At 42.9% G+C, this 26,519-nt stretch carries 16 protein-coding genes; all 16 read left to right on the top strand.

The features are described from left to right. Window positions 1-1,693 precede the first annotated feature (1,693 nt). The 16 genes from C6H66_RS10520 to C6H66_RS10450 all read left to right on the top strand — a co-directional run bounded on the left by C6H66_RS10520 (window position 1,694) and on the right by C6H66_RS10450 (window position 25,828). Window positions 1,694-3,127 (top strand): NAD(P)/FAD-dependent oxidoreductase, encoded by a 1,434-nt coding sequence (locus tag C6H66_RS10520; RefSeq protein ID WP_105395563.1) that lies wholly within the window; start codon window positions 1,694-1,696, stop codon window positions 3,125-3,127. After that, window positions 3,124-3,975: a HemK/PrmC family methyltransferase gene (locus C6H66_RS10515; RefSeq protein WP_105395562.1), complete on the top strand. Its 852-nt coding sequence runs from the start codon at window positions 3,124-3,126 to the stop codon at window positions 3,973-3,975. The genes C6H66_RS10520 and C6H66_RS10515 overlap by 4 nt, the downstream gene beginning before the upstream one ends. 24 nt (window positions 3,976-3,999) lie before the next feature. Beyond that, window positions 4,000-5,274: an 8-amino-7-oxononanoate synthase family protein gene (locus C6H66_RS10510; RefSeq protein WP_105395561.1), complete on the top strand. Its 1,275-nt coding sequence runs from the start codon at window positions 4,000-4,002 to the stop codon at window positions 5,272-5,274. Between the two features lie 60 nt (window positions 5,275-5,334). Further along, window positions 5,335-5,676 (top strand): chorismate mutase, encoded by a 342-nt coding sequence (locus C6H66_RS10505; RefSeq protein WP_105395560.1) that lies wholly within the window; start codon window positions 5,335-5,337, stop codon window positions 5,674-5,676. Continuing rightward, window positions 5,657-7,732 (top strand): aminodeoxychorismate synthase component I, encoded by a 2,076-nt coding sequence (gene pabB, locus C6H66_RS10500; protein WP_105395559.1) that lies wholly within the window; start codon window positions 5,657-5,659, stop codon window positions 7,730-7,732. Before C6H66_RS10505 ends, pabB begins: the two co-directional genes overlap by 20 nt. Next, window positions 7,725-8,657: a prephenate dehydrogenase dimerization domain-containing protein gene (locus C6H66_RS10495; RefSeq protein WP_248000656.1), complete on the top strand. Its 933-nt coding sequence runs from the start codon at window positions 7,725-7,727 to the stop codon at window positions 8,655-8,657. Before pabB ends, C6H66_RS10495 begins: the two co-directional genes overlap by 8 nt. A gap of 21 nt (window positions 8,658-8,678) precedes the next feature. Then, a complete protein-coding gene (locus C6H66_RS10490) occupies window positions 8,679-10,211 on the top strand; it encodes an MFS transporter (RefSeq protein ID WP_105395558.1) in 1,533 nt (510 codons plus the stop codon). 1,015 nt (window positions 10,212-11,226) lie between these two features. After that, entirely contained in the window at window positions 11,227-12,477 is a 1,251-nt protein-coding gene (locus C6H66_RS10480) for a hypothetical protein (RefSeq protein ID WP_105395557.1), read from the top strand. A 140-nt stretch (window positions 12,478-12,617) separates the two neighbouring features. Then, entirely contained in the window at window positions 12,618-12,752 is a 135-nt protein-coding gene (locus C6H66_RS27280) for a hypothetical protein (protein WP_256448140.1), read from the top strand. 502 nt (window positions 12,753-13,254) lie between these two features. Beyond that, complete coding sequence (locus tag C6H66_RS26755; RefSeq protein WP_105395556.1) at window positions 13,255-14,550, top strand: hypothetical protein; 1,296 nt, start codon at window positions 13,255-13,257, stop codon at window positions 14,548-14,550. Window positions 14,551-15,342: 792 nt separating this feature from the next. Continuing rightward, window positions 15,343-16,653 carry a hypothetical protein gene (locus C6H66_RS10465; RefSeq protein ID WP_105395555.1) on the top strand — a complete coding sequence of 437 codons (1,311 nt, stop codon included), beginning with the start codon at window positions 15,343-15,345 and terminating at the stop codon, window positions 16,651-16,653. Between the two features lie 140 nt (window positions 16,654-16,793). Beyond that, window positions 16,794-21,998 (top strand): type I polyketide synthase, encoded by a 5,205-nt coding sequence (locus tag C6H66_RS10460; RefSeq protein ID WP_181150180.1) that lies wholly within the window; start codon window positions 16,794-16,796, stop codon window positions 21,996-21,998. 524 nt (window positions 21,999-22,522) lie between these two features. Beyond that, the gene (locus C6H66_RS27275; RefSeq protein WP_256448139.1) at window positions 22,523-22,657 is read left to right on the top strand and encodes a hypothetical protein; all 135 of its coding nucleotides are present in this window, start codon (window positions 22,523-22,525) and stop codon (window positions 22,655-22,657) included. A 52-nt stretch (window positions 22,658-22,709) separates the two neighbouring features. After that, window positions 22,710-23,639 carry a hypothetical protein gene (locus tag C6H66_RS25910; RefSeq protein WP_339416389.1) on the top strand — a complete coding sequence of 310 codons (930 nt, stop codon included), beginning with the start codon at window positions 22,710-22,712 and terminating at the stop codon, window positions 23,637-23,639. Continuing rightward, window positions 23,621-24,037 (top strand): hypothetical protein, encoded by a 417-nt coding sequence (locus C6H66_RS27425; RefSeq protein ID WP_339416386.1) that lies wholly within the window; start codon window positions 23,621-23,623, stop codon window positions 24,035-24,037. The genes C6H66_RS25910 and C6H66_RS27425 overlap by 19 nt, the downstream gene beginning before the upstream one ends. A gap of 468 nt (window positions 24,038-24,505) precedes the next feature. Further along, the gene (locus tag C6H66_RS10450) at window positions 24,506-25,828 is read left to right on the top strand and encodes a collagen-like triple helix repeat-containing protein (protein ID WP_105395552.1); all 1,323 of its coding nucleotides are present in this window, start codon (window positions 24,506-24,508) and stop codon (window positions 25,826-25,828) included. Window positions 25,829-26,519 lie beyond the last annotated feature (691 nt).

The following is a 26,519-nucleotide window of genomic DNA, read 5'->3' as shown; positions in this document are numbered from 1 at the left end:
TAACCTGTAAAACCTGTAAAACCTGTTAAAACCTGTAAAACCTGTAAAACCTGTAAAACCTGTAAAACCTGTAAAACCTGTAAAACCTGTAAAACCTGTAAAACCTGTAAAACCTGTAAAACCTGTAAAACCTGTAAAACCTGTAAAACCTGTAAAACCCTTTTCCTGCCTGTTTTTTATTAAGTTTAATCATCATGGTTTATTGTGTTTTATATTTAAAAAACATTAATCACACTCGCCTTTTATCTTTATAAATCAGCCAGTAAATAGCCTGATGATGTAAAGACACGTTTTCGGATAATCACGCTTTTTTCAGGATTTAAATTCTGCCAAATTAACCTGTTTTACCCATTTTTTATTACATTATTTTAGCGACTTGCTTCGTAAAATGATGGAAATAAAGCATTTGAATATCAGACTGTATGGATAATATTCTTTTACTTGCTGATTTATTTTTTCATTCTTTGTTAATGATTAATGGATTTCGATTAACTGTTACACTAAAAAACTCTACTTATTGAGTTAAACCCGCTTTTTATATAAAAGCTTTAATTCCTCTTTATTTTCATCTTTAAATAATCATGGCAGATTGATTAAATGTAAAATAAGCGAAGAATAATATCATCGATAGATATATTAAATATGACAATAAATAAGCTTTTTAAAATCATGTTGTACCTTTTAAAAGTGGGAATTAATAACGCACTGATTTTCTTAACCCTTAGTTTACTCATTACCGAGAAAAGGAGGGGGTGATCGCCAAAAAGGGAAAATGCAAGTAAAGAGAGAAAGTGAATACTGTTAACAACATGATGTGCTTGCTTTTTTCTCCTGCTCTTAAAACCATACTGAAAGATAAACATGGTTTTCTTAACATCTGTTTTATCACCTTGGAATAAGGTGTAGTTAATATTATTTGCATAGGTGAATATAACATTATTGAGGAAAACTCAGCAGTGATAGTCGAGACGTTAAAAGTCAATAATCTGAAATGTGCATGTTCACTGCGTGCACGTTAATCGTAAATAATCACTAATATTATAGTTAATAAAGATATAATAACTTGAGTTTTTTATCTATCTATATTGGTGAAAGTTGATGGAAAATATAAATTTAAAAAAATACCTTTCTTGAGAATTTTTGTTTTTTTATTGAAGAAAAAAAGACATTTAGAATATTGTTCCCCGTAACAATTTAAATATAAATTGTTTTTATTTTATACTGAAAATATTTATATGATTCTTTTGTTTATAATATAGGGCTAAATTTATTTGACAGTTTTGTATTTGATGACTATTGTTCTTCCCTGATTTGCAGATGTTATTTCAAATATAATAATATCTTCTGTTATTATTATTTTAAATATAAATAACATTTTGTGATTTTTTTAAGATATTGTTTTTATTGTAAATTTTTATTTTCATAAATTAATTAATATGGGTGATTGTATTTGATTGATAATAAATTGAAACTATTTCTAATGTAATGGTTCGTTATTGCATATTTGTTTTTAAATTTAGTGCAAATCTGAGAGTGATTCGTCATTTTAATTGCGGATGAACACAGGGTTATTTTTTACAATTGATGTAAAGCAGTAAAAATATCCTCACTGTAAGAGGACGGTAATTATTTTCCGTCGTTATTGACAAAATATTTAAAATAGATTGGCCGCGGGCCATATAGGAGTAAATAAGTGAAATACGACTTTATTGTCGTTGGTTCAGGGGCAATTGCAGGTTCAATCGCTTATGAGCTGGCAAGCAGAAATTTCTCGGTTTGTAGGGTTGGAGAGACTGATCGAACTAATGCCGCCTCCAAAGCGGCGGGTGCAATGAATGGTTGTTTTGGCGAAATTACCAGTGGTTTATTAGCCAGTGAACACGGTAAGTTGAAATTGAATATGGATTGTATCGCCAAAGAGCTTTGGCCGGCCTGGGCGCAACGGTTAGCTGACGCTTCCGGTGATACCCGATCGCTGTTCACTGCTCAAGGTACCCATGTGATACTCAACACTGCCGGGATGGAAGAGATTGATACCATCAATTATGAGGCTATCGAGCAAACTCTGATCGATTATGCGGCTGCTTACGAAACTGTTGATCCACGTGAAATTGAGTGGTTAAAACCCAACGATTTAGTGCGTCCGCTGCGTGCTCTGTATATCCCTGATGAACATGCGCTGAACTCGCATTTATTGCTGGAAAAGCTGGATGCGGCATTTGTGGCTGAGGGTGGGGTCCTTAAAGCAGAGAATATTAAATGTGTGCTAATCGAAGAGGGTTTAGCCACCGGCGTTGAATTGCTAAGTGGTGAGCGTTTAATGGCAGATAAAGTCGTTGTAGCTGCCGGTGCGCACTCGTTGGATCTGTTATCAAATATACCTTCTATTGTTCGCCAGATTCCGCCAATCTTTGCTGGTTATGGGGTATCTATTCTGGTCAAGATGCCAAAAGGCAGAGAATTACCAACGTCAGTTATTCGTACTCCTAACCGGGCATTTGCCTGTGGGCTGCATTGTGTACCACGCGGTGATGGTGTGCTGTACCTTGGCGCAACCAATATTCTGGCCGAAAAACCACGCAGTCAGGCATCGATTTCTGATGTGCAGTTCTTGTTGGATTGTGCGTTAGATCAGTTGGATATTAACTTACATGATGCCGAAATCCTTTCAATCCAGGTTGGGAACCGGCCAATCCCGGCTGATGGATTCCCGTTGATTGGTGAATGTGGTGTGAATGGTCTTTGGCTGGCTACCGGTACTTACCGCGATGGCTTACATCAGTCACCATTATTGGCGGATTACATCGCCAATGCTTTGACGGGAGTAGAAAATAGACTGACTAATCTTGATGATTTCAAGCCCGTTCGTCCGCCGCTGGTGGGTTTCTCCCGTGAAGTAATGGCTAAAGAGACCGCCCAACAAATGTTTGCCACCGGCTATGAATATCGTTGGGATATCAAACCTTACTGGCTGCCACTGCTGAATGAAGGGATGATGCGCAATTATCAGAATGTAATTGAGTCTCTTCATCCGCAGTTCACGCCACCGCCGGAGCTGGTCGCTTTCTCTCATATTTATGAATCTATGCGTGAACGGTTACGTAGTTATTATGAGGCATGGTCATGAGTTTTTCGCTGAAAGATCAAGTCGTCATTGATAACGCCAGGAAATTACTGTCAGAGGCAGGGGTTTGGGATGTGGAAACTGATCTCACATGTCTGATTGATCGTTATCTGGAAAGACGTTGTAAGGACCGCGCCCGTGATGAATTTATGCTTGCGGTTCATGAACGCTGTAACCGGATACCACTTGGGCATATTGTCGGTGCTGTGGATTTTGATGGATTGCCTCTGACGGTGGGGACAGGGGTATTTATTCCGCGCCCTCATAGCCAGGTTATTCATAAATGGTTGGAGAATGAATATCAAGCGCCTCACGGGGCAGTGGTTCTGGACTTATGTTCCGGCAGTGGCGCTATCGGTTTAGCTATTGCTAAACGTCGCCCGGATTTAAAGGTCACTTGTGTCGAATATGATGATGTGGCTTTTCAATATCTGACGCGCAATATCCATCGGTTAGCGAATTGGGCGATTAAAGCCGATGCATTAAAAGCAGATTTACGGGATTGGCAAGCGTTTTCTCAATTTAACGAATCGGTGGCGTTGATTGTGGCGAATCCACCTTATGTGCCGGAACAGCAGGAAATATTGCCGGAATGGGAGGAGCATCATCCTTATGCGTCGGTGTATTCGGGGGATGATGGGCTTGACTTAACGCGGTTGATTATCAAACAAGCTAAACAGCTCCTGCAATCAGAGGGTTGGTTAGTGATTGAACATGGTGAAAGCCAGGAAGAGAGCGTCAGAGCATTATTTGCAGATGCTGGTTTTTCTCTGGTACGAACCATTATTGATGAAGATGTTTCTGACACAACGGGCAGTTCGGTAATCACTGTTGGTTGTAAGCTCCTTTGAACTTAACCAGTTGGAATCTAAATAATGAATGTAAAACACAAGCAGGATTGGATGACAATTCGCCGGTCACGGACAACCGGCGCTTTAGCACAGGCTATCGATGAAGGTTTGACCAGCTTCACTGTGGTAGAGCGTCAAGGTAAGCAAATTACTACAGAGGAAGGAAAAGTTTTTACTGAATTTGTTTCCTGCTCTTATTTGGGATTAGAACATCATCCTGCTTTAATTGAAGCGGCAAATCAGGCAATGTCTCGCACAGGGATACATTTGTCATCGTCCCGTGGCGCGATGCGCCCACAATATTTGGGGCAATTAGAGAAACTGTTGGAAGAGATTTATCAGGGGGGGTCTGTTGCCGTGTTTACTTCCACCAGCAATGTTCACCTTGGTGTATTACCGTTATTGGGTAGTGGTTCTTTACCCAGTTATCCTCTTTCCCGGCCTGTACATTGGTTGATGGATAAAACCGCTCACGCATCTATGCAGGTATTACGCGGTATTCTCGAACAGTTCGGACCGGTATCTCGGGTTGATAGCGCAGATGTACAGTCAGTACAGCAAGCTTTGCAGAATTGTCAGGAGAATCAGCGGACGCCTATCCTGTTGATTGATGGTATTGGTTCAATGAATGGTTTAATTCCGGTTACGGAATTAACTCGACAATTGGCCGCTGTTGGAGGCTATGTCTATGTAGACGATGCTCATGGTATTTCCATTATGGGGCGTCATGGCGCCGGTTATGCCTTTGCTGCGCTTGACCATATTTTGCCGTCCAACTTCATACTTGCAGGTTCGTTATCCAAAGCATTTGGCGGCGCCGGGGGTTTTGTGGTGGTTGCAAGTGCCGATGATGTCGAAGTGATCAGTACCTTAGCGAATCCTCTGGTTTTTGGTCATTCGATCATGGTGCCGATGTTGGCAGCTAACGTTGCCTCAGCAAAACTTCATCTTAGCCTTGAGATAGAAATCCGGCAGGAACAGTTATGGAAAAACATCAATCTATTTGATTCTCTGATGGGGAACCATTTGATGAATGCCGGTGTTCAATCTCCCGTTCGTGGCGCTTTATTCGAAAATGAAGCAGAAGGGCTTGAAGCGGCTCGTTTGCTGCGTGACAACGGCATCTTGTTGTTCCCGGTATTTTATCCACTGGTCCCGGATGGCAATGCGATGTTGCGTTTTGCCTTCTCTAGTGAACATAAGGCCGGCGAAATCAAGCATTTAGTAAATACCTTATTTGAAATAAGGGAAAAAGGGCTGAATTGGGTGGAGCCACAGGCTGTAGTTCCACAGGTATAAACGACGCCAGCTTATCAATAAAGAAGATAATTGAAATGAATCAGTGCGAAGATTAAACATATGACTCAATCAATAATAAATAAGCAGGATATATTACAACCTTACAGGGAATCTCTGGATGATATTAATATACAGATTCTGGCGCTGCTTTCTGAACGTATGAAAGTCTGCATGAAAATCGCCGAGGTTAAGGCGGAACAGGATATTCCGATGATGCAGCCACAACGTATTACCTCGTTATTGGATATGTTGCGGGATAAATCAACAGATTTTGGGTTACGGCCTGAATATACTGAATCAATATTTCAACTGGTTATTGAAGAAACTTGCCGTCGAGAAGAAGAGCTGATTGATCAGTTGTTACACGAGAAAGTAAAGAATAATGAAAATACTGCTCATTGATAATTATGATTCCTTTACGCAAAACATTGCTCAATATCTGTATGAAGTGACGGGCAGTGTGCCGTCAGTAGTCACCAATTCTTTGACTTATGAAGAGTTAACAATAGACGAATATGATGCGGTAGTCCTTTCTCCAGGGCCAGGACATCCGGCTGAAAGCAGTGATTTTGGTGTCTGTGCTGAGGTTATTGCACGTGCCAAAGTTCCACTGTTGGGTATTTGTCTCGGTCATCAGGGAATTAGCCTGGCATTTGGCGGCTGTGTGGAACATGCCCCTAATCCAGTACATGGCTATCGCAGTCGTATCAGGAACACCGGAGAAGGATTATTCCGCGGTTTGCCTGAGCAATTTGAAGTGGTCAGATATCACTCGCTGGTATGTACCCGGCTTCCTGACAATCTAAAATGTACGGCCTGGACTGATGATGGCTTAATCATGGCCATTGAGCACACCGAAAGGCCGATCTGGGGGGTTCAATTTCACCCTGAATCGATTGATTCTGAATATGGGCGTGAGCTACTCAGTAATTTCGTGCGTATAGCGGAGATGTATAAAGAGAATAACAAACAGGAGGTTGCCGCTCAGAATATATGTACTGATGTCAATGAGGCTTATCTTGCGGTAGGTGGAAGACAATATCTCAACCTGAATTATCGTGAATGTAAGGAGATAGTCGATCCTAAATCCTTGTTTATTCAACGTTACGGCAATGATACACACGCTTTCTGGCTTGATAGTGAAAATTCCGACAGACCTAATGCCCGCTTCTCAATGATGGGAAGCGGTAATGAGCAGGGCGCTGTCAGGCTTGAATACAGTGTACAGACAGAGAGTTTGCGTTTGACCGGTCCCGATGGCGAGAGGAGTGTTCAGGGAGACTTTTTCTCACTGATGTCTGAATTGCTTGGTTTTGTGGAAATTCTGACGCCAAAATCGATGCCATTTGTATTTAAAGGCGGCTTTGTCGGTTATTTAGGATATGAATTAAAAGCGCTGACAATCGGCAGCAACAAATACCGTTCAGAACATCCTGATGCCAGCTTAATATTTACTCCGCATTTTTTTGTATTTGATCACCAACAGAATAAGCTTTATGAGTGTCTTATCTCGCCAATAGGACAGCCACAAAATTGGCCGCCGGAACTTTTAATTACCAATGCAGAAAATACCGGTGAAGTGATACCTGACTTTATTCCTGGCGCGGTTGATCAGAATAAAATTTGTCTGGAATATGGCGCTCAGAAGTATATAGATGGAATCCATAAATCACTTCAATACATCACAGATGGTGAATCTTATGAAATCTGCCTGACGAATAGGGCAAAGATGGCTTATTCCGGGCATCCATTGGACGCTTATCGGCGTATGCGTTATGCCAGCCCTGTACCTTATGGCGCTTATCTGGCATGTGGGGATTTTTCTGTACTCAGTGCGTCGCCAGAAACGTTTTTACGTATTGATGAGACCAGAAATATTGAATCCAGACCGATTAAGGGGACCCGGCCACGAGGAAAAACGGCAGCAGATGATCAGCGTTTGCAGATGGAATTGAGTCAGTCCACTAAGGATAGGGCAGAAAATCTGATGATAGTGGACTTGGTGCGCCATGATCTTAATCAGGTATGTCGTCCAGGCAGTGTGCATGTACCTGAATTATTTAAAGTTGAGAGCTTCTCTTCTGTACATCAATTGGTTTCGACCATACGCGGTGAGTTATGCGAAGAAACGTCATCAATGGAGGCTATCCGGGCATGTTTTCCAGGAGGATCAATGACCGGAGCGCCGAAGAAACGTACAATGGAGATTATTGATGCTTTAGAGTCATCGGCACGCGGTGTTTATTCCGGCGCGCTTGGATGGCTATCTTTCAGTGGTGAAGTGGAATTGAGCATTGTGATACGTACGGCTGTATTACATCAAGAATGTGCTGAATTTGGCATTGGAGGCGCAATTGTCGCTCATTCCGATCCTTATGGCGAATTTGAAGAAACATTGGTCAAAGCGAGTGTTCCCTATTTCAGTTTTAGTCATATGGCGGAGGAAGCGTGTGAGTAACCATTGCGTGAATAACCATTGTGTGAGTAAACATTGTGTAAATAGCCATAAAGTGGTCATTCTTGGTGGGCGAGGGGCTATTGGTTCTTTATTGAGTCGCCTTTTTACTGGTTGTGGTCACATAGTCTACAGTGTCGACAAACGAACGCAGGGAATGCGTTCTCATGACTATTATTCTCATGACTATCAGATTGATATCTTAAACCCGGCGGCTGATGCGGGAGAGGTTTTTAGTGGGGCGAAGGCGGTAGTCTTTGCCTTACCGGAAGCCATCGCCATACAAGCGTTGCCTTGGGTGTTGTCTGCTGTTGGTGATGATGTACAGATCGTGTCAACCTGTTCAGTTCAGGCCCCTTTCTATTCTGCGTTGAGAGCTGCCGCCCCCGGGCAGCCTTTCATTGGTGTTAACCCGATGTTCTCGCCATCTTTGCCGGAGCAAAAAAGGCCAGTTGCAGTCATTCTCGATAACTGTCATGTTAGTGAACATTGGATTGAGCGGGTATTGGCGCAGGCTGATATGCGTATCAGTAGGATGACGCCGGAGGAACATGATCGCGTTATGGCGCTTTGTCAGGCTTTGCCTCATGCCGCGATCCTGATTTTTGGCCTGGTGCTGGCGAAAAGTCCGTTAGATATCCGTACCTTGGCAACAATTGCGCCACCGCCGATGCGTACAATGCTGGCGTTATTATCAAGGATCTTACGTAATCCAATAGAAGTGTACTGGGACGTTCAATATGAAAACCCGATGGCTGCCGAACCGCGTCAGGCGTTGCTGCATGCCATACAACAGTTAAATTCGATAGTACAGGCTGGCGATCAAACTGAATTTGGCAATAACCTCGGAGATATTGCGCAACAACTGGGGGAACAGCTCGATATCAGTGCTGCTGATTGCCAGCATATTTTTTCAACGCTTGAATGATATAGGAAAGGAGTTGAGGGGATGTCGTTAAATAGAGTTGCTGAGGCTAACGGGCGGGCAGGACTCAGAAATTGGCTGGGATTACTGATATTGATGTTGCCAGTATTATTGGTGACGGTGGACAATACGATCTTAAGCTTTGCTTTACCAAAAATTGCGGAAGCTCTGGGACCTAGTGCAAGTCAGCAATTATGGATAATTGATGCTTATTCATTGGTATTGGCTGGTTTATTGGTATCAATGGGGAGTATTGGCGATCGTGTCGGCCATCGTTCATTACTGTTATTTGGATCGTTGGGATTCACGGTTATTTCGGTGTTCACAGCACTGTCAACTTCACCTGAACAATTGATTATCGGGCGAGCCGTACTTGGATTTTTTGGTGCGATGCTGATGCCTTCTACTTTGGCTTTGATAAGCGTTCTTTTTGAGGATCGTGAACAGCGTCGATTGGCTGTCGCTATTTGGGCGACGACATTAACTATCGGTTCAGCCTTAGGTCCCGTAGTGGGTGGTGTTCTATTACAATTTTTCGATTGGAGTGCAATTTTCCTCTTGGCAGTACCGGTATTAGTACCGTTGCTGATTTTCGGACCGATGTTATTGCCAGAGTCCGATAAAAAACAGGATGGTATTATCGATGTGTATAGCGTTCTGTTATCGATCGTTGCTATGGGTGGTATTGTTTACGCAATTAAACACCTTGCCAGTGATGGGTTTGAAATGAGTGTCATATTCGAACTGTCGGTTGGCCTTATTGCCGGCGTGCTATTTGTTCGCCGACAACAGCGTCTGCCTGTGCCGTTGATGGATCTTTCCCTATTCCGTAACGGTATGTTTACCGGTTCGATTATTGTTAACTTACTGAGCTTGGCATTGCTGGTTGGTTTTGTCTTTTTTGCCACCCAGGTCTTGCAAATTGTACTCGGTATGGAGCCGATTATGGCTAGCCTGGCGCTGGTTCCCGGACAAATAATGGCGATTGTTATGGGGATGGCGATAGTGCCCATTGCTCAACGGGTGCCGGCTCATTATCTGGTGCCGATTTTGCTGAGTATTGCAGGTATTTCATTTCTTCTGGTCGCGAGTATCGGTAGTGATTTAGTCACTCTGATTGTTGCTTTCGCATTATTGGATATTAGTGTGGGAGCAATTGCTTCGGTGTCTAACGATTTGGTGCTTTCGTCAGTACCCTCCTCTAAAGCGGGGGCGGCATCATCAATAAGCGAAACGGCTTATGAAGTGGGTGTTGTACTTGGTACGACGATTCTGGGGGGATTGGTCACGGCCTTCTATCGTATAACATTACAATTGCCGAATGAGGTCTCTCAGGAACAAGCTGGATTGGCTTTAGAGACTCTGGCAGGAGCTTACGTTGTAGCAAACTCATTAGCTGAATCAGAGGGGCAGAAACTGATGACAGCGGCGGCGGAATCATTCACCAGCGCTATTCATATGATGAGCTGGTTGACAGCGGCATTGACTGCGGGGGTGGTATTGCTCGCCTGGCGTTTGCTGAAAGCGCCGCAGAAAAAACAAGTGTTTGAGTACTGATAGTTTGACGTGCAGCCATTGGAAATGGTTGCACTATTTTTTTGAGTGGTTATCCGCAGTTATTAAATATCCTGAAAATAACATTTCATCTCACAGTATTATTTATATTTCTAAAATTCTAAAGGAATATGATAAATAGAATGATTAATGAGTGGTAATAAATTGAAATTTATAATGATTATTTCTCCGATCTATTGTTGATTCAATTATTTCTATTTGTTCCTTGTTTTATCAGGGACATTTCATTGGTTTTTTTGCATTTAAATATTTATTTGTAAAATGAGTTTGTTTAAAAGTTGAAGTTTGTTTGTAAAAAATATTCTTATTGTTAAAAAGGAATTACTTTCCATCTTTAATTTAAATCATATTCATAGTTTCAATATTCAATAATATCTATAGGTTTTTATTTTATTGTGATTTTTAAATGCAATCTATTTGTTGTTTTTATTCTTTTTTTATAATAATACCTCGTGAGATAAATATAAAATTGAAATTTTCAATTAACACACATTAGAAGGTAGCGATATATCACATAAATACTCTCTTTAATTAATGAAAAAAGTGGGGAATTACATTAATATTTTAGATTGTGTAATTTAAATATTGTATTCAATCACTTTCTGTAAAGTGAATAAATATTTACCTAATTAATTCTCATCGTAATTATTTTTCTGGCATACCCGCTATCGAAGTGCTTATATCTTTTGCCAGAAAAAACTGATGTTTTCGCTACGGCTAATCTGGTCATTAGCCAAAAGCAAGATTTTACTATTAGCAGTTTATACCCTATGGATTTCAAGATGTATCGCGACGGCAAGGGAGTGAATCCCCGGGAGCATAGGTAACTATGTGACTGGGGTGAGCGAGTGCAGCCAACAAAGAGGCAACTTGAAAGATGACGGGTATAGTGACATTACCGGTAGTGATGGCAGTAGAGACTTTAGAACTTGGCTAAATAGACAACGGATATATGAAGTTATCCTAAATGTATAAACTTAAATTCAGAGGAATTCTCATGGATAAAATAAGAACGTTTTCTGAGGCTTTAGCAGTATTACGTCAACGTCACCATTTGTTTGGTATAGAACGACAGCCAAAGCAACTTAAGACCTCCGACTTTGATGGGCCGGTGGTATTTTCTAACGATCTGGAAACGGCTACTGTGCCGCCTGCATTTTTTACGGTGCAAACGATACAAGAGCTGAAAGCACTCGGTGGGGTGCCTGACAGTCATTATGGCTCTGGAAAAATGGAACCCCATCATCCGTTACCTGAACCGTTTTCTGCTGAACGACTGGCAGACGCCTCTGGTAATCATATTGATTTATGCAAAGCCTTTCGTGCCTATATCTATGGTGATTCTGCTTTGGTCAGAGATTATGAGGAAATGCTTAATGCTAAGCGTTTTCCGATGAAAATTGCGTTCTTCGGTGGCGAAGAACTCACAATATCCGCAGATAAACCATTGATTATTGCAGATAAAGATTGCTATGGCGAACCTGTTGTCTTGGTATACGACCAGATAACCATTGAGCCAGGAGGTGAAATTATTTACTGCACTAATGGTACGGTTAAAGCTAATGCTATTGTAGGTCATGGAAGTGCTCAGAAGCCTGATTTTATCAGTAAAGGCAGTAATGGAATTGATGGTTTTGATGGTGAATCAGGATGTAATGGACTTAATGGCAGAGATGGTGTTGCTGGCATAGATAAGGCATACGGCTGCGCTGTTGAATCCACCGCCGGTACTGATGCAATTGACGGCTCTTCCGGAGGATTAGGGATGGGGGGAGGAAGTGGTGGAAATGCAAATGACATAGTTATTGATGTTCAACTTATTACTGGGCCAGTAAATGTGTTGTCTATAGGCGGCAATGGAGGGAATGGCGGTAATGGTGGAAATGGCGGCAATGGAGGGACAGGAGGCAATGGAGGTAATGAAGTAGGCAAATGTAGCGCAGGGAGTGGTGGGAACGGGGGTAATGGTGGAGATGGAGGGCATGCGGGCAATGGAGGGAAAGGTGGAGATAGTGGTAACGTATATATTTATTTTCCTGAAGGTCAGCCGGTAATTAATGCTCGGTCATATGGAGGTAATGGCGGTAATGGAGGGAAAGGCGGGAAAGGAGGAGAAGGCGGGAAAGGAGGAGCTGGCGATAGTAGTCAGCCAGGAATATCTGGTCAAGATGGTATTGATGGAAAATCAGGAGGGGTAGGTGTAGGTGTAGCTGGCAAGATATATGTTAACGGTAATGTACAGGGTTAATCCTTAGGGGCGCAATAATCAGGCTGGTTTGAACGACGGTAATTGAGCTGACGGTTTGGCGTTGATGAGTAAATATAATAATTTTTTTGCAAATGATTAATCGAAGTAAGAAATATCGATGTGAATCGGCAGCGGGTCTGATGGTTTATGAAATTGGAAGCTTTGTCCGACAGAACCGGGGAACCGTCACCATATTAAATTGCCGATTTGCCCGTATTGAACTACAACAAGATGTGCAGCTATTGCCGATAGCTGCACTATATCATGATAATTAATGTCTATGGATTTATATCTTATGGTGATTTTTGAAAAATAGAATCGTACTTATTGTTTTATTTGTATTTTCTAATAATACCTCATGAGATAAGTATAAAATTGAAATTTTTAATTAATATCTATTAAAAGGGAGTGATGTATCACAGAAATATTTTTTATAATTAATGGAAAAAATGGGGAATTACATTAATATTTTAAATTGCGTAATTGTAATATCGTATCTAATTGCTTTCTGTAAAGTGAATAAATACTTACCTAATTCATTCTCATAGTGATTATTTTTCTGGCATACCTATTGTTGAAGTGACCATATCCTTTGCCAGAAAAAATCGATATTTTTGCTATGGCTAATCTGGTAACTAGTCAAAGGCAAAATTCTGGCTATTTAGCCATTCAGTACCACAACCGGTAGTAATAACAGTAGATACTTTAAAACCTGGTCAAATGAACAACGGATATGTGAAGTTATCTTAAACAGCGTATAAACTCAGGAGAATTCCCGTGGACAAAAGAAAAACTGTTGCTGAAACTTTGGCGAAATTACATCAGTATCATCATTTGGTTGGTATAGAACGGCAGCCAAAGCAACTTAAGACCTCGGATTTTGACGGCAAGGTAATATTCTCTAACGATCCAAAGACAGCTACTGTGACACCTGCATTTCTCACGGTACAGACAATACAAGAGATGAAGGAACTCGGCGGTGTGCCTGACAGTGAATATGGCCCCGGCAAAATGGAGCCCCATCATCCGTTACCTGAGCCGTTTTCTGCTGAACGACTGGCAGATGTCATGGGGTATCATATTGATTTGTGCAAAGCTTTTAGGGCCTATATTTATGGTGATTCTGCTTTAGTCAAAGATTATGAAGAAATGCTTAATGCGAAGCGTTTCCCGATGACGGTTGCATTATACAGTGGGGAAAAAATCACTATCACTGCCGATAATCCATTGATTGTTGAGGATAAAGATGACTATGGCGAACCGGTTGTTTTGGTATATGACGAGATAATCATTGAACCGGGAGGTCAAATTATTTACCGCACTAATGGTCGGATCGAAGCTAACACTCTTGTAGGGAATGGAAGTTCTATACATCAAGGCATTATTAATAAAGGCACTCATGGCGCCAATGGGGTTGATGGTGCAATGGGATCTCGTGGAGCTACCGGCAGCGATGGTGGTGATGGTATATCGGATAAATATGGCTGCTTAATTGACGCTACGCCGGGTATGGATGGTGCGCCGGGTTCTGCCGGTGCGCCTGGGGGTGATGGCGCTCCAGGGGGAGGAGCAAATGACCTAACTATTGATGTTCAATATGTTACTGGAATAATAAGGGCGGTAACGTTAGGTGGCAGAGGTGGAAATGGCGGTACCGGGGGGCTTGGCGGCGCCGGGGGGCAAGGGGGAAATGGAGGGAGTTCGGGACCTTTGAAAAATGGAGAAATCAGGAAGTGTCTTAGTGCGGATTCGGGAAATGGGGCAAATGGAGGAGATGGCGGAAATGGAGGGAATGGGGGTAAAGGTGGCGACAGTGGCAACATATATGTTAATTACTCTGACGGTGATCCAATACTTGAGGTTGAGTCATATTGTGGTTTTGGCGGGGAAGGCGGGAGAGGGGGATTGGGCGGAATAGGTGGTTATCCTGGAGATAACCCTATGCCACACTTTCCTAAAAAAAGTGAAAAATATGGGTTCAGTGGTAAAACTGGTCGTGTGGGAGAATTTGGCGATGACGGTGCCACTGGCAAGATATATATCAACGGTAAAGAAAAAAAACCTGATCATTAGTGGTGCCGCAATCAGGCTGGTCTGAGCTAATACATATACCTAATGGATTTCAAGATGGATCGCGACGGCAAGGGAGCGAATCCCAGGGAGCATAGAGAACTATGTGACCAGCTAACAAAGAAGCAACTTGAAAGATAACGGGTATAAATGAGGGGGGAGATGAGGTCAGGTCTTGGTTTTGCTTATCGAATTAGCCGAGAAATCTCCCTATGATATTAATCTGCCTTGTTGTCTGACTCAGTTATTTTGATTTACTTTGTGAATCCAAGGATAAGCATTATTTTTTATCCTTTATTTAAATTACACTCATAATTTCATTGTTCGATAATATCTATATATTTCTATCTTGTTGTGATTTTTTGAAAAAATACAATCATATTTATTGTTTTTGTTTTCTAATAATAACCAGTGAGATAAATATAAAATTGAAATTTTTGACTAGCATACATAAAAAGATAGTGATGTATCACAGAAATATTATCTTTAATTAATGAAAAAAATGGATAATTACATTAACATTTCAAATTGTGTGATTTAAATGTTATATCCAATCCCTTTATATAAAGTGAATAAATGCTTACCTAATTAATTCTCATGGAAATTATTTTTCTGGCCTACCCGTTGTTGAAAATTTATATCCTTTGCCAGAAAAAATCGATGTTTTCGCTATGGCTATTCAGCCATTCAGTACCACGAACGGTAGTAATAACAGCATATATTCTGGAGATTGACCAAATGGATAATGGATATATGAAGTTATCTTAAACAACATATAAACTCAGGAGAATTCCCGTGGATAAAAGAAGAACTGTTGCTGAAACCTTGGCGGTATTACGTCAGGATTATAATCTGATTGGTGTGGAACGGCAGCCAAAGCAACTTAAGACCTCGGATTTTGACGGCAAGGTAATATTCTCTAACGATCCAGAGACAGCTTCTGTGCCGCCTGCGTTTTTTACGGTACAAACCATACAGGAGCTGAAAGCACTCGGGGGTATTTCTGACAGTGAGTATGGCCCTGGCAGAATGGAGCCCCATCATCCGTTACCTGAACCGTTTTCTGCTGAACGACTAGCAAATGTCACCGGTTATCATATCGATTTGTGCAAAGCTTTTAGGGCCTATATTTATGGTGATTCTGCTTTGGTTAAAGATTATGAAAGAATTCTTAATGCTAAGCGTTTCCCGATGAAGGTTGCGTTATACAGTGGCGAAAGAATTACTGTTACCGCAGGTGCGCCATTGATTGTTGAAGATAAAGATGATTATGGCGAACCCGTTGTCTTGGTGTATGACCAGATAATCATTGAACCGGGAGGTCAAATTATTTACCGCACTAATGGTAAGGTCGAAGCTAACACTGTTGTAGGGAATGGCAATGATAAAAAGCAGAGCATTGTCAGTAAAGGTCTTGATGGAGCCGATGGTTTTGGGGGCGAACAGGGAAGTAATGGAGTGAATGGCAGCAATGGTTATATTGGTTCAGAGGATAAACACGGTTGCTCTGTTAAATCCACGCCAGGTACTGATGCAACTGGCGGTTCTTCTGGAGCGCAAGGGATGGATGGCAAAAGGGGGGGAAGTGCAAATGATGTCATTATTGATGTTGAACTTTTTACTGGAGTAGTCAACGCGGCATCGATAGGCGGTAAGGGTGGGAATGGTGGATATGGCGGTAATGGGGGGAATGGAGGGAATGGGGGAAATGGAGGAGATGCAACAAAAAAATGTATTGCTGGATATGGAGGCAGGGGAGGGGATGGCGGAAATGGAGGGGATGGGGGGAATGGGGGTAAAGGTGGGGACAGTGGTAACATCTATGTCAATTTCACTCAGGGTCAGCCAGTAATTAATGCGCTGTCATATAAAGGTTATGGCGGAAATGGAGGGATAGGTGGTAAGGGAGGAACAGGCGGAATAGGTGGGTCAGGTGGCGGTAGTAGTGGTGAATTAAATAGTGAGGGTCATGACGGAGTATCTGGTGACGCTGGTACTGATGGAAAATCCGGCGATGCAGGTACTGCTGGCAAGGTATATGTTAACGGTAATGCACAGAAGCATGGTGATGATCGGGCTTTGGACTGGCTAAACGACTATAAATAAGGGAGAGAGGGGTTAGAGCTTTGGCTTACTACCTCATCCGCCGAAATGTATTCCTAGTCCGACTGAATGGTGTTAATGAGTAAGCGCGATAATCGGGTAAGTAACAGATCGGAGTAAAGAATCCCACTATGGATATCAATATGATGAGAAGTGACAATATGCCGATTGCCATTATCGGTATGGGTTGCCGTTTTCCGGGGGGCGTTAACTCCCCAGAGGAATTTTGGCAACTGTTGTGTGGTTCAAGTGACGCTATTACCCCAGTACCCCCCGAACGTTGGTCAACTCAGGCTTATTATTCTCGGGATCGCAATCTACCAGGGCGAATGGTGGCGCGAGAAGGAGGGTTTATCACTGATATAGCCGGTTTTGATGCAGCGGCGTTTAGTATCAGTAGCGCAGAAGCGCCTTTTATTGATCCACAACATCGTCTGATGTTGCAGGTAACTTGGGAAGCGCTGGAGCGAGCGAGAATACCACCAAAATCGTTGGCGGGTCAGGCGGTTGGTGTCTATATTGGCGCTTTCACTCATGATTATTTGCACCTGCAATTTACTGATTTGCGTCAGATGACGGGCTATACCTCAACTGGCACAATGGGAACCATGTTGTCAAACCGTATTTCCCATGCGTTTGATTTTCAAGGGCCATCTTTGACCATCGATAGCGCCTGTTCATCGTCCTTATTGGCGGTACATTTGGCTTGTGACAGTTTACGGCGGGGAGAGTCACAATTGGCGCTGGCAGGCGGCAGTCAGTTAATGCTGATCCCTGATTTTTCGATAGTGGAAAGCCGTACTGGTTTTCTGTCACTGACCAATCGTTGTCACAGCTTTTCAGCTAACGCTGATGGTTATGTGCGTAGTGAAGGGGTGGGCGCTGTTTTGCTGAAACCTTTGGGTGCTGCTTTACAGGATGGCGATCCCATCTTGGCCGTGATCCACGGTTCGGCCGCAAATCAGGATGGCCGTACTGCCACGATGACCCAACCAAGCGGCGCGGCACAGCAGCGGGTGATTCGGGCAGCCTGTGCTCAAGCCGGAATTTCGCCGGAAGAGATTGATTATATTGAGGCTCATGGTACTGGAACGGCGATCGGTGATCCGATAGAAGCAGAAGCTTTGGGGTTGGTATGCCGTCCAGAACCGACAGATCGCCCATTACTGATCGGTGCGTGTAAATCCGTGATTGGTCATACAGAAGCCGCAGCGGGCATTGCCGGATTGATTAAAGCAGTATTATGTTTACAGCGAAGGCAAGTGCCGGGCAATTTACATGCCGATCCGCCTAACCCCTATATCCGTTTTGTGGAATTAGGATTGCAAGTTCCGCGACAGTTAACGTCATTGCCTGAAGGTAGAGTTGTCGCGGGGGTGAATTCTTTTGGTTTTGGCGGGACGAATGTCCATGTGGTATTGAGCAATCATGCGGCCCCTTGCGTACAACTTCGCGAGACCGAAGGGCAAGCCTTTATGTTGCCATTATCTGCCCAATCTGAGTTTTCCCTGACACAACAAGCACAGCGTATTGCCGATTTACTACAGCAGCAGCCAGAGATTGCCCTTGATGATCTATGTTACAGTTTAGCGATAACTCGTCACCGTTTCCCGCTGCGTAAAGCCATAATATTTAGTGATCGAAAACAGTTGCAACAACAGTTAACTCATCTGAGTCTGTCGCCGAAGCATAATAATAGAAAGGTAGATCACTTGGCTTGGGTGTTTCCTGGTGTTGGCGGTGAAGGGTGGCAGGAGGTGGCAACTTGGTTTCAGTTATTTCCTGCATTTGCCGAGCAATTCAGGCGTTGCGAAGCTATTTGGGCTGAGTTTTCTGCGCCGTCTCTACGTGCTGCATTACTGGTTACTGACGATTTAATGGCGCCGCCGGTGCAGTTTGCGGTACAAATATCTATGGTCGCTCAGTTGCAGCAGTGGGGATTTAGGCCAGCGGCATTGCTGGGTCATAGTACCGGTGAAATGGCGGCTTGTTATCTGGCGGGAATTTATGATCTGACTCAGGCATTAACACTTTTGTATCATCGTTATTACCGCTATTGTGATCTGCAAAGCGCGTTGGATCAGAAGGGCGGATTGTTGATGGTAGCGGCTACGGTGGAACAGATACAGCCCTATTTGTCTGCCCATGATGTTGATCCCGCAGTTGTGATTGCTGGAAGAAATAGCGCCAATAGTTGTCTGTTATCGGGTCCTGTAAGCGGATTAACTGCCATTTCCCATCGTTTAAAACATCATCGTATCGCCAGTAGCCACATTAACTATGGTATTGCTGCCCATTCTCCATTGCTGGAACCACTCCGGGCAGGGTTAATTGCCGATGCTGCGACTATTTCGGCCTCAAAACCTTTATTACCCGTGTTCTCATCAGTCACAGGGAAGAAAATTAATGATAAGTTGGGCCCTGAGCATTGGGCTGACAATATGATCGAACCCTTTCGTTTTGATGATGCGATGGAAAATATGCTGAGAGCAGGTTTCCACCATTTCCTTGAAATTTCACCCACATCCCTGTTGAGCGGTGGATTGAAGGATTGGAGTAAACCTTATCGCGGCCAAGTGTTTGCTTGTCGAACAGGGCAGAACTGGTCACAGCTATTGGGCCAATTATTTGAAGCCGGTATTGAGCCTGATTGGCGGACTATGACGCCTATGGCTCATTTAATCGATCTGCCAACATATCCCTGGCATCAACAATCTTATTGGCATGAACCGAAAATCAGCCGTCGTCACCGGCTGCGCAAGTCGAGCGGTGTGTTATTGGGCGAAGCACAGCCAGGTAGCGAGAGTTGGCAGGCTGAATTGGTTGTTGAGCAGGTGCCTTGGCTACTCGATCATGTCGTCATGGGAAATGCGATGTTTCCTGCTGCCGGCTATATCGAAGTCATGTTAACCGCGGCGCGTATCTGTTTTCCGGGTGTTGGATTGGCGCTGAATAATATTGTGTTGCAATCGGCTTTACTGCTGGAACCCGGCATGGAGTTCAGGCTAAAAACCCGCTTGGATCGTCAGCGAATGGAAGTGCAGGTATACACTGCCAGTCATCTGGATGAAGATACCCAATACCAATTTGCAGCCAGTGCACAAGTAAACATTGTTGTACCGGGCGCGACTGCCTGTGTTATCCCATCATCAGTTGTAAATGAGCGCTATCTTGGTACGCAGAATCAGGAGGCTCAGGAGACGTTGTGTCAGGGGGAATTGTATCAGAAAGAATTGTATCAGAAGGAATTGTATCAGGCGTTTCAACACCTGCATTTTAGTTACAGCGGGGTATTTCGTACTCTGTGTCAGGCGATTATCGGTGAAAAGGAGACAATCTGTGAGATTGAGTTGCCACCTACGCCAGAGGGAATGAATTTCCACCCGGCGGCTTTGGATGGCATTTTCCAGTCGCTGCTGGCGATTCAGTCTGTTGGCGTTAATGCTCCAATCCCTGCTAGCGATTTCCGTATTCCGGTAACTATTCGACATCTACGCATTAACGGTAAACTATCAGGTCGAGTAACAGCCCATGCTCGAATGACTGAGCAGACACAACAACAGTGGCTTGGTGATATTGATGTATGCACGGACCGCGGCATACTGATTTGCCAAATCAAAGGATTTTGCGTTCAGCTTGTCAGTAACAGGAAAAGCGATTTATTGCCAGTACCTCACAATCTGGTGATAGGTCAACCCCTGTGGCGTGAAGTGCCTTCTTGCCCATTGCTAGCACCTTTAGCACCATGTTTAGCACGATGGGCTATTTTTGGCGATGAAACTGTGTTGGCAGAGGAATTGGCGAGTGAATTGCGACGGCGTGGTGGATATGCCTATCTACGTTCCGGCCTGCCTGACAGTGAGCAGAAAGTTCAGGAGTTGGTTGATACTCTTCCTTCTGAGGTTGAAAGGATACTGATCCTCTGGCCGTTACATAATCCACGCAAGACCTATCATGCTTTGATCTATTTGTGTGCGGCATTGGCAGAACGAGCGGTGAAACCACGCCTGTGGGTCATAACTCGATATGCTCATCAGGTGACTGAACAAGATCTGCCTGATCCGTTTGCTGCGGCATTATGGGGAATGATGCGGGTTATCGGTCAACAGGAAGCAACTTCACTCTGGGGAGGGTTGTTGGATATTGACAGTACTACTACGCCAGCTCAGTGGTGGGATGCATTATTAACAGATGATGGTGAGGATCAATTAGCTCTGCGTCGTGATCAACGCTATGCGCTACGTCTTGTGCCATTGCCAGAAATACCGCCTTTGTTGCCGTTGGTGCATTTTCGTCCAGACGGCAGCTATTTGCTGACGGGCGCTTTCGGGGGAATGGGACGTCAGTTGATTTCCTGGATGGTGAAGCGTGGTGCTCGTCATTTGTTGTTGATCGGTCGTTGTCATACGCTTGATACGGATGATCAGATGTTACTGGAAATGCTACGTCAACAGGGGATTGAAGCAGAATATCTGCCGGTTGATCTGGGTGATGTAAAAATGACTAATAATTGTCTGGCTCAGTATCGGCAACGGGCCAGTCAGCCGTTACGAGGCGTAATTCATTGTGCCGCGCATGTTGAAGCTCAAGGATATCGTGAACTGAGTACTCAGGCTTTCGATAGAGTCTTTGCCGCTAAAGCACTTTCTGCCTGGACACTGCATCAGGCATTAGCTGATGCGCCGTTAGAGCATTTCGTTATGTTTTCCTCAATAAGCTCATTATTGTCTTTGCCGGGTATGGCATCTTATGCAGCCGCAAATGCCATGCTGGACAGCTTGGCCTATTTGCGGCGTCAGCAAGGTTTACCTGCGTTGAGCCTTAACTGGGGGCCGTGGAAAGCAGGTATCGCTTTACGAGATAGTCGCATGCTCCCGGTGTCCGAAGACAATGGGCTGCCGCTATTTAGCTTAGAGGAGGGGTTAGCCACGTTAGAGCGTCTGTTTGCCCGCATTGAGCCGCAACTGGTGCCGTTCTTGGCTGATTGGTCAGTATTACTCTCTGGTCCAATGCGCCATCTGGCATTATTTCGTGATATTCAGCAGGAAAGCGTAGCTCAGGCTTTACCAGCAGACAGGGCGCTTGAGGCCAATAACTTGGATGATGTTATCAGTTTATTACAGGCTTTCTGCGGTGAGATTGTTGGGACGAAAGCTGAGGTTTTTCATCCGGATCAACCACTGACTGATAATGGTATTGATTCGCTGAATGGGGTGATGTTGGTGCAAAAAATTAACAAACAGTTACGCGTGGATATCCCATTGGAATTGTTGTTGAACAATAAGCCACTGTCGGAACTTGCATCGTTGATTACGTATCGATTGCAAGTTAAGTTAATTGCGAAGTAGGAATAACCTGAGTCAAAGTATTTTCTGAAAGCCCGATAGGGCTTTCAGGTTGTTGATTTTTAAAGCTTCGACTATCACTGTCGAGTTTTTACCAATGATAGAATAGATAAGAAGAGACGTTTTTTATCTGTCAGTGTGGCTTTAAAATCTGGAAAAATAGCTTGATATTAGAAGAGAAAACATCAGGAAACACGGGTTTTACATGACAGAGTTATTTACAGATTCTTTGTGATTTTTGAAAAATACAATTATGCTCATTGTTTTTATTTGTATTTTATAATAATACCCCATGAGATAAATATAAAATTGAAATTTTTAATTAGTATCTATTAAGGGGTAGTGATATATCACGGAGATATTCGTCATAATTAATGGAAAAAGTGGTGAATTATATTAATATTTTAAATTGTGTAATTTAAATTTCATATTTAAATTGACTTCCGTAAGTGAATAAATATTTACCTAATTAATTCTCGTCGTAATTATTTTTCTGGCCTGCCGGTTGTTGGAAGTGGCTATATCCTTTGTCAGAAAAAATCGATGTTTTCACTCTGGCTAATCTGGTGATTAGTCAGGGGAAAAATTCTGACTATTCGCTATTTAGTGACATAACCGGTAGTGATAGTAGTAGAGATTTGGGAACTTGGTCAGATGGGTAATTGATATACGAAGTTATTCTAACTGTATAGACTTAAACTTAGGAGAATTTTCATGGAAAAAATAAGAACGGTTGCTGAAACGTTAGCAATATTACATCAATATCACCATCCGGTTGGTCTGGAACGACAGCCAAAGCAACTTAAGACCGCCGACTTTGACGGGCCGGTAATATTTTCTAACGATCCGGAAACGGCTACTGTGCCGCCGGCATTTTTTACAATACAAACGATACAAGAGCTGAAAGCACTTGGCGGTGTACCTGACAGTCGGTATGGTCCTGGAAAAATGGAACCCTATCATCCGTTACCTGAACCGTTTTCTGCTGAACGTCTGGCAAACGTCTCGGCTAATCATATTGATTTATGCAAAGCCTTTCGCGCCTATATCTATGGTGATTCTGCTTTGGTCAAAGATTATGAAGAAATGCTAAATGCTAAGCGTTTTCCGATGAAAGTTGCGTTTTACAATGGTGAAGAGATCACTGTTTCTGCAAGTAATCCATTGATTATTAAAGATAAAGAACAATGTGGCGAACTGGTTGTCTTGGTGTACGACCAGATAACCGTTGAACCGGAAGGCAAAGTAATTTGCTACACCAATGGCAGGATTGAAGCGAATGCCATTCAAGGGCTTGGAGGCGGGCCGCTGCACTTTGTCCATAAAGGGCGAGATGGAGAAATGGGTGCTCCTGGCGCGGCTGGAAATAGCGGAGTGAATGGCATTGATGGTTTACCTGGTCGTAAGAAAAAAGATACCTGTGTAACTCCCCCTACACCGGGTACCGATGGAACTGAAGGTTCTCCGGGAACGAAAGGATCGGATGGAGAACCAGGTGGAGTGGCGGAGAAATTAAGTGTCACAACTGCTCATCTGGATGGAGAGGTGTATTTGGTGTCTGAAGGAGGGGCTGGGGGAAATGGAGGGGGTGGCGGTGATGGTGGCGGTGGGGGGGAACGGTGGAGATGGAGGCTTTTGTTATAATGGTGCCGATGGGGATTGTTCTGGTGGTCATAGTTATGTTACTACGGACCCACGTTATTTTTCTGGGAATGGGGGGGATGGAGCAAATGGGAGGGGCGGGTGGGAATGGAGGTAATGGGGGGAATGGTGGAGATGGGGGTGACATAGAGTGTAACTATTCTACTGGTAATCCAAACATGAGTTATTGGTCAACAGCAGGTTTGCCAGGGGCTGGTGGTAGAGCGGGAAGGGGAGGGAAAGGCGGTGATGGTGGTTCTGCGTGGTGTGATATGAAGGATAGAATTAGAAACTTAAATTGTTCTGGAATTCCTGGTAAAAAGGGGATTAATGGAGAGTCAGGGAGGCCAGGGATGCAAGGAAAGGGGGGGCAGATATATATCAATGGCAAATTACGTTGAAGGAAAATTATGTTGAACGTTCCGTTTTCTAAACATAAACTGTTTGGAAACGATAAATATAAAATCGAAATTTTCAATTAGCATCTATTAAAAGGTAGTGATATATCACGGAAATATTTTCTATAATTAATGGAAGAAATGGTAATTTACATTAATATTTTAAATTGATAAATTCCAATATTGTATCTAATGACTTTCTGTAAAGTAAATAAATATTTACCTAATTAATTCTCGTCGCAATTATTTTTCTGGCCTGCCGGTTGTTGAAATGGTTATACCCTTTGTCAGAAAAAATCGATGTTTTTGCTCCGGCTAATCTGATGATTAGTCAGGGGCAAAATTCTGACTATTAGCTATTTAGTGACATAACCGGTAGTGATAGTAGTAGAGATTTGGAAACGTGGTCAGATGGATAATTGATATATGAAGTTATTCTAAACGTATAAATTTAAACTTAGGAGAATTTTCATGGAAAAAATAAGAACGGTTGCTGAGACGTTGGCAATATTACATCAATATCATCATCCGTTTGGTCTGGAACGACAGCTAAAGCAGCTTAAGACCGCCGACTTTGACGGGCCGGTAATATTTTCTAACGATCTGGAAACGGCCACTGTGCCGCCTGCATTTTTTACAGTGCAAACGATACAAGAGCTGAAAGCACTCAACGGTGTGCCTGATAATCAGTATAGCTCTGGAAAAATGGAATCCCATCATCCGTTACCTGAACCATTTTCTGCTGAACGGCTGGCAAATGCCCCTGATAATCATATTGATTTGTGCAAAGCCTTTAGTGCTTATATCTATGGTGATTCTGCTTTGGTGAAAGATTATGAAGAAATGCTCAATGCTAAGCGTTTTCCGATGAAAGTTGCGTTCTACAGTGGCGACGAGATCACGATAAGCAAAGATAATCCGCTGATTATCAGAGATAAAGATCACAGCGGCAAACTGGTTGTCTTGGTGTATGACAAGATAACTATTGAACCGGAAGGTGAAGTGATTTGCTACACCAATGGCAGGATTGAAGCGAATGTCATTCAAGGGAACTCGTATCACTTTACCAATACAGCGGACTATGGAAAAGATGGTGCTGCTGGTACAGATGGAAACAGTGGAGCTGATGGCGCTAAGGGTAATCCTGGTATTCAGAATAAACATGAGTGTACAACGGACGCAGCACCAGGTTCTGATGGAACTAACGGTTCTTCGGGAGCGCGGGGAGCAGATGGTGAGCCTGGTAAAGCGGGGGAGAAACTAACTATCGCATGCCCTTATGTGAGAGGTACAGTAAATTTGTGGTCGGCGGGAGGTAATGGAGGTAATGGTGGTGATGGCGGTCATGGAGGTAATGGTGGTAAGGGAGGAGACGGGGGTTATGGTAGTGTTGATAAGGCTGTTGGTGATCATCATGATTATAATACTACTACCTCTCTGTGTAAGTCTGGGAACGGAGGGAAAGGAGGAGATGGAGGCGATGGAGGGGATGGGGGGAATGGAGGTCATAGTGGGGATGGGGGGGACATATATTTTAGCTATTCCGAAGGCAATCCGCTCATTAAATGTTTAGCATCACCAGGTATTCCGGGAGCTGGTGGTCATCCGGGAATGAGAGGGAAAGGTGGTGATGGTGGCTCTACATTGACTAACTCTGGGGGTGGAGGTACAACGTCGAGTATTACCGGAGAATTTGGTCAAGCGGGTACTGATGGAAAGCGGGGAGAGCCAGGAGAGCAAAAAGGAAATGTGGGGCGGATCTATGTTAACGGTAAATTGCAAGATAGCCAATAAAGAAAGTTTATTTCCGTTTCCTAAACATCAACTGTTTGGAAATGAGTGAGTTCGGGTTTTCGTCTGTATCGCATTAGTTTATTGGATATGGTGATATTTAAACTTGTTTTACTTAGAGAAAATTTATTGGCCAACAACACGCTATCTGAAATTTTCGATGATGCGAAAATACCCTGTTTTTTAAATAGGTTTATCAGCAACCTGATGTGTAGCCATTTCCAATGGCTACACTGTATCGGGATAATTATTGCTCCAAATCTATTGTTGATTCAGTTATTTTGATTTACTGTTTATTTCACTAGGGCTATTTTATTGACCTTTTTGTTGGTCATTTAGGCGTTTCTTTGTAAAGTGAGTTTTTTAAAAATTGGATTTTATTCGTGAAAGAATCTTTTTCTTGTAAAGAAGAATTATTTTCTATCTTTAATTTAAATTACATTCATAATTTCATTATTTAGTAATATCTGTAGGTTTATATTTTGCTGTGATTTTTTAAAATTAAAATAATATTATTATTTCCTAATAATACAATGAGGAAAATATAGAGTTGAAGTTTTTAATTAGCATCTGTTGAAAAGTAGTGATGTATCACAGAAATATTTTCCATAATTAATGAAAAAAGTGGAGGTTTATATTAATATTTAAAATTGTGTAATTTAAATATTGCATCTAATTGTTTTCTGTAAAGTAA

This window comes from Photorhabdus hindustanensis, from assembly GCF_002968995.1.
Taxonomy (GTDB): Bacteria; Pseudomonadota; Gammaproteobacteria; order Enterobacterales; family Enterobacteriaceae; genus Photorhabdus; species Photorhabdus akhurstii.
Note: the sequence above shows the minus strand (reverse complement) of the source record. Positions and strands in the feature narration are given on the sequence as shown.

Excerpts from the sequence above, each read along its gene's own strand:
- C6H66_RS10515 (WP_105395562.1), top strand. The coding sequence starts at position 3,124 with ATGAGTTTTTCGCTGAAAGATCAAGTCGTCATTGATAACGCCAGGAAA.
- C6H66_RS10510 (WP_105395561.1), top strand. The coding sequence starts at position 4,000 with ATGAATGTAAAACACAAGCAGGATTGGATGACAATTCGCCGGTCACGG.
- C6H66_RS10505 (WP_105395560.1), top strand. The coding sequence starts at position 5,335 with ATGACTCAATCAATAATAAATAAGCAGGATATATTACAACCTTACAGG.
- pabB (WP_105395559.1), top strand. The coding sequence starts at position 5,657 with ATGAAAATACTGCTCATTGATAATTATGATTCCTTTACGCAAAACATT.
- C6H66_RS10490 (WP_105395558.1), top strand. The coding sequence starts at position 8,679 with ATGTCGTTAAATAGAGTTGCTGAGGCTAACGGGCGGGCAGGACTCAGA.
- C6H66_RS10480 (WP_105395557.1), top strand. The coding sequence starts at position 11,227 with ATGGATAAAATAAGAACGTTTTCTGAGGCTTTAGCAGTATTACGTCAA.
- C6H66_RS27280 (WP_256448140.1), top strand. The coding sequence starts at position 12,618 with ATGGTTTATGAAATTGGAAGCTTTGTCCGACAGAACCGGGGAACCGTC.
- C6H66_RS10460 (WP_181150180.1), top strand. The coding sequence starts at position 16,794 with ATGATGAGAAGTGACAATATGCCGATTGCCATTATCGGTATGGGTTGC.
- C6H66_RS25910 (WP_339416389.1), top strand. The coding sequence starts at position 22,710 with ATGGAAAAAATAAGAACGGTTGCTGAAACGTTAGCAATATTACATCAA.
- C6H66_RS27425 (WP_339416386.1), top strand. The coding sequence starts at position 23,621 with ATGGAGGCTTTTGTTATAATGGTGCCGATGGGGATTGTTCTGGTGGTC.
- C6H66_RS10450 (WP_105395552.1), top strand. The coding sequence starts at position 24,506 with ATGGAAAAAATAAGAACGGTTGCTGAGACGTTGGCAATATTACATCAA.